At 29.8% G+C, this 5,066-nt stretch carries 5 protein-coding genes and 1 pseudogene; 5 read left to right on the forward strand and 1 reads right to left on the reverse strand.

The genetic code is table 11. The features are described from left to right. Positions 1-553: 553 nt before the first annotated feature. The 5 genes from E0F91_RS17385 (at position 554) to E0F91_RS17405 (ending at position 4,707) form a co-directional block, all read left to right on the forward strand. Positions 554-1,240, forward strand: coding sequence for a hypothetical protein (locus E0F91_RS17385; RefSeq protein ID WP_132067618.1), 687 nt, complete (start codon positions 554-556; stop codon positions 1,238-1,240). A 171-nt stretch (positions 1,241-1,411) separates the two neighbouring features. Continuing rightward, the gene (locus E0F91_RS17390) at positions 1,412-2,134 is read left to right on the forward strand and encodes a carboxypeptidase-like regulatory domain-containing protein (protein WP_132067619.1); all 723 of its coding nucleotides are present in this window, start codon (positions 1,412-1,414) and stop codon (positions 2,132-2,134) included. 609 nt (positions 2,135-2,743) lie between these two features. After that, positions 2,744-3,508: a TIR domain-containing protein gene (locus E0F91_RS17395; protein WP_132067620.1), complete on the forward strand. Its 765-nt coding sequence runs from the start codon at positions 2,744-2,746 to the stop codon at positions 3,506-3,508. Positions 3,509-3,740: 232 nt separating this feature from the next. Further along, on the forward strand, positions 3,741-4,154 hold the full coding sequence (locus E0F91_RS17400; RefSeq protein WP_132067621.1) for a superinfection immunity protein: 414 nt from the start codon (positions 3,741-3,743) through the stop codon (positions 4,152-4,154). A gap of 4 nt (positions 4,155-4,158) precedes the next feature. Continuing rightward, positions 4,159-4,707, forward strand: a complete 549-nt coding sequence (locus tag E0F91_RS17405) for an SHOCT domain-containing protein (RefSeq protein ID WP_132067622.1) — start codon at positions 4,159-4,161, stop codon at positions 4,705-4,707. Positions 4,708-4,817: 110 nt separating this feature from the next. On the opposite strand, the pseudogene E0F91_RS17410 reads toward E0F91_RS17405, so the two are convergent. Continuing rightward, positions 4,818-5,066: pseudogene (locus E0F91_RS17410) on the reverse strand (IS110 family transposase); the annotation flags it as partial.

A 5,066-nucleotide genomic window follows, 5' to 3' on the forward strand; every position in this document is an offset into this window, starting at 1 on the left:
AATAAATAGTTTTTCATAACTTTGAATTTAGGATAAACAAAAATGTTGAACTTCTTTAGAGCCTTTATTAGACCTTGATGTCTATCATTCTATTTGAAGCAATTCAACGGGATTCAAGGAGAAGACAGAGGACTAATGCGCTAAATAAGTCACAAACTTGGCGGATTTGATAGTTCACCTCTGTTTTCCTTTGAATAAATTTAATGTTTTTTTGTCAAATACAAAGTAAAGGCAGTTTTGTAAACTGTGCCCACAATAATGAGCAAACAATACAAATAGTACAGCAAATGTCTACAAATCATAAACGCGAGCCCTTGCTAGGGTAGCTGCGAAACTTTAAATTAACAAATCAGCTCCTTTACACTAAGAAGCGGATTTTATTTTTATTAAGACTTGCCAGATTGTATCGTTATTGGTAAACTGTATAACACTCTAACAGGGACACCGTCCATTTTATCGGGTATCCATTTTGGACATAAGTTTAAAACACGTACGGCTTTTTAGTTGCTGATTTTTTTAAAATTCGTAAGAAATATTGAGTATATTTGGAAAGATGAAGGGAGATAAGCAAAAGATATTATCTGCATACTGGTGGGTGATACATTACAAAACCGAAGAATTAGTACAAATGAAAAAATATATTTTAATCATATTTTTATTTAGCTTTAGCCTAATTTGGTCGCAAAAATCAAATCATTCAAAAAATCAAAAAATATATTTAAAAGAAGCACAAGAATCTCTTAATAAATCAGATAATGCGAGTGCAATAGGATTTTACACCTATGTTTATGAAATAAACCCAAATAATGATTTGGGAAAAAGAGCTAAAATAAAATCAGATTCTTTAAAATCACTACCGAGAAAAAAATACATAGAAAGTATTATTGGTAAATGGAAACTCAATAAAATTGGTTCAAATTGGGGGTTCGAAAACTATAAAGATTCATTAATTAATCGAATATTAATTATTGATAAAAATAAACTTATTTTTTTTGAAGAAAATAAAATAACTAAAGAATTAAAAAAAATAAAATCTGAAGATTTAATTTTTTTATCAACAGTAAATGAAGATAATTACTCAAATGAATTTTTATTTTCAGACAATCAAATTTGGTGGCTTGGAATAGACAAAAATAATTCTCAATTAAGGCAAATGAATACAGGAGAAAAAAATAAAGATGGGAGGACAGAAATTGTTTGTGGAAATTCTGAATTATATTACACAAGATTAGAGAATTAAAAAATGCATCGCCCAACTGTCGTTTGGTAATATGGCGAGTTTGGGTATAATTTAAATATGATTTTATATTTGGTAAACTATGCATAATGTAAAATCTCATATCTTTAATCTTCAGTCCCCGCAAGCGAAAAGAATTTAGTAGCAAGTAAGTCTAGAAACACACTAAGCAAGATGACGAAATATACAATTCAAATACCAAATCCTTGTACCGAAAATTGGAACACAATGACTCCGACAGAGAGAGGTAAGTTTTGTTCGAATTGTAAAAAGGAAGTAATTAATTATCAATATTATTCCAATAATCAACTTTTTAAAAGTTTAAATAATGATGAGAAAATTTGTGGAAGGTTTTCACCCTATCAAATTAACATAGAATTAAAAGCAACAAAAACAAATCCACTTTATCAACTTGGATTGTTCCTTGGTTTTTCATCTTTGTTGTTGTCAACTCCTGTCTATTCACAAAATGGAAAGTCAAAAATGGAAATTGTTGAGAGTAAATCAGATGATGAACTTAAACAAAAAAGTTCCGATGAATTTGTTGAGTTTTACGGTAAAATAATTGGGAAAGCTACAACTGGCAATGAGAATAGCTATTCCATTCAGGGAGTTAACATTGTTCAAAAAAGTACAAAAAACAGTGTACAATCAAATTTTGATGGAGATTTTAAAATCAAAATTCCATTGGAAGATTTTAGAGATGAAGTTACTCTTGTATTTAATTATATAGGAATGGAAACGAAAGAAGTAAAACTTTCTACAACAAAGAATCACTTAAAAATAGAAATGATTGTAAGTAATGTTTTAATGGGAGAAGTTGTTATTGTCAAATATAAAAAAAGAAATATTTTTACAAGAATTGGAAAGGTATTTAAGAAGAATACCACCCATTAGCAATTGTTACATGAGAATTGGGAAATATTTAATTTAATCCCAAACCTTGTAGCTGCGAAACTTTATTTTAACAAACCCCGATCGCACCGATATACCACAATCGTTAGCGCAGTTTTGTAAACTGTGCCCATAACATTGAGCAAACAATACAAATAGTACAGCAAATGTCTACAAATCATAAACCCGAGCCCTTGCTAGGGTAGCTGCGAAACTTTAAATTAACAAATCCGCTCCTTTACACTAAGAAGCGGATTTTGTTGTTTTTTAAGACTTGCCAGATTGTATCGTTATTGGTAAACTGTATAACACTCTCACTGGAACACCATTCATTTTAGCCAAAGTTGCTTCGTCGTTCCTCCTAGCCACTTTGGGTCGGGCTGTTCGCTGCAATCTTTATGTTTTTAAAGAAAAAACATAAAGGATTTTCGCTGCCATCCTTCACGCAATGCATTCCAATGACGCGCCGTTTATTTTACTAAATTGTAAGAAAATTTTAATATATTTGGAAAACATAAAACGAAACAAGACTTCGCCAATGTGCCTATATTTAGGTGTATGTGAAGGTTTGTCGTTACTTATTTTAAGTTGGACATAATTTCTAAAAAACGAATGAAAGAAAAAATTGAAGAATTAATTAAAGAATCTGAACAACACAGTTTTCATAATAACTGTTATAATTCTGAGTATGGGATTTACAGTAAAGCTGGTGTACAATTGCAATCTTGGGTGGCTGAGTGTGAAGATTTAATTTTGAATTACTACGGAAGAGAAAGTTCACCTTGGAAAATTTATGAAAGAGTTGATATTCGACATTTAAACGGTTATGAAAAGGAAGATTTTGAAAGAGAAATAACTAAAATTGTTAGTGCTTTATCCTCTTGTTTGAGAATTAGTCCTAAAGGCAAAAAAGCACAAATTTCGACTAAAGAACTTGATTTAACGAAGGTCTTCATTGTACATGGTCACGATGATTTATTAAAAAATGAAGTTGCAAGATTTGTAGAAAAATTAGATCTTGATGCAATAATTCTTCACGAACAAGCAAGTTCTGGAAACACTATTATTGAGAAAATAGAAGAAAATTCTAATGTTGGTTTTGGTATTGTTTTATATACACCTTGCGATATCGGAGCTAAAAAAGAAGAAAAACCAAATTTAAAGGATAGAGCTAGACAAAATGTTGTGTTTGAACATGGTTATCTTATTGGAAAGATTGGAAGACGAAACGTTTGCGCTCTGGTTAAAGGTAATATCGAAAAACCAAATGACATTTCAGGAGTTGTTTACATATCTACTTCAGAAGAATGGAAACTCAGCCTTGCCAAGGAATTAAGGAATAGTGGATATAAGATTGATATGAATTTAGTAATATAAAAAACTTTTGTCAACCGTAGTTTGGCAATATGGCGGGATTAGGCTTAATTAAAAGATGATTTTGTATTTGGGATGATTTGGTAAATTTGAAGAGAAAGCTTCATTTAACCCCAAACAACTTGTAGCAAGGATACATTGGAGTCTACGTTATGACAGAAATCAGAAAAATAACAATTCAAAAACAGGAAAGCTGAAAACTGCATTTTGAAAGAGTAAGCAAAAAACAAAAATTATGTTAGAATATATAGTAGGTTTAAGTGCAATCGTAATTATTATAAGTTTGATTTCTTATTTTCTTCCCACAATAATTGCAATGTTGCGTGGAAAATCAAACACATTTGCAATTTTGTTACTTAATTTATTCTTAGGTTGGACTTTTATTGGTTGGATTGTCGCATTAATTTGGAGCGTAACAAGTGATAATAAACCACAAACAATTGTTGTTAATAATAATTCCTCAATCGAACCAAGAAATGAATTCAAAGCTTTGTCAAGTCAAGGAATGAAGCCCGAACAAATAGACATTACAAACTTAAATTCTCATCAAGAAAAAATTCATAATCTACAAAAATTAAAACAATTATTAGATGATGGGATTTTAACTCAAGAAGAATTTATTCAACAAAAAAATCAAATTTTAGCATAACAACATGGGAAAAACAATTTATGAAATAATCCAAGATTGGCACGAACTACATAAAAATGGTACTATAACCGAACAAGAATTTAATTTAAAAAAACAGGAACTTTTAAATATCGAAAAAAGAAAGAGTGAAGATCAACAAAAGCAAACTATTAATGATAAAATTGAGTTTGAAAAAAGCAAAAGTTTTTTTAAAAATATGATATTTTACACGATAGGTAGTATTTGTGTTGCACTTTTACTAATTTACTTTTATAATCGAAATAGTAATAGCAATCAATTAGAAAGCGAAGACGATACAATCGGAATTATGGAAAACGATACCATATTAGGTAATTATATTGTTGATGCTGATAATTCAAACTTGGTTCACTTTTATGAAGAACCAGATTTTTCCACAGAAAAAAAAGCATATTTCAGTACAAAAGATACTGTTTATGTTTCTAAAATTGAAAATGGTTTTGGTTATGTTAGATTTTTGAATAGTAAAGGGCAAAAATCTATCGGTTGGTTACAACTAGAAAAAATGATTTATTGTGAAGAATGTATGGATTAAAAAAATAAAACAGTACACAACAGCTATCGCTTGGGTAGCAAACCCGATCGCGCCGATATTCCACAATCGTTAGCGCATTCTATGGTAAAAAACAAGAAAATATTTAAAATTTAACAGGCAAATTTATGTGTATTTATATAGGGAGTTTGTCTGTTAATTACAGAAAAAACACGACCAATAATTTTACATTTTACATTGTTTAAAACCAGCATTGCGTTCTTACCTTCACCTTTTTTTCTTTCATAATATTCTTTGAGTTGCGGATCATGTTTTACGGCAACTAAAGCACACATTTGTAATATTGATTTCATCTTTTTATCTGCCATATGATTCACTTTGGTTCGTCCTTTAATACTCGA

This window comes from Flavobacterium sandaracinum, from assembly GCF_004349135.1.
Lineage (GTDB): Bacteria > Bacteroidota > Bacteroidia > Flavobacteriales > Flavobacteriaceae > Flavobacterium > Flavobacterium sandaracinum.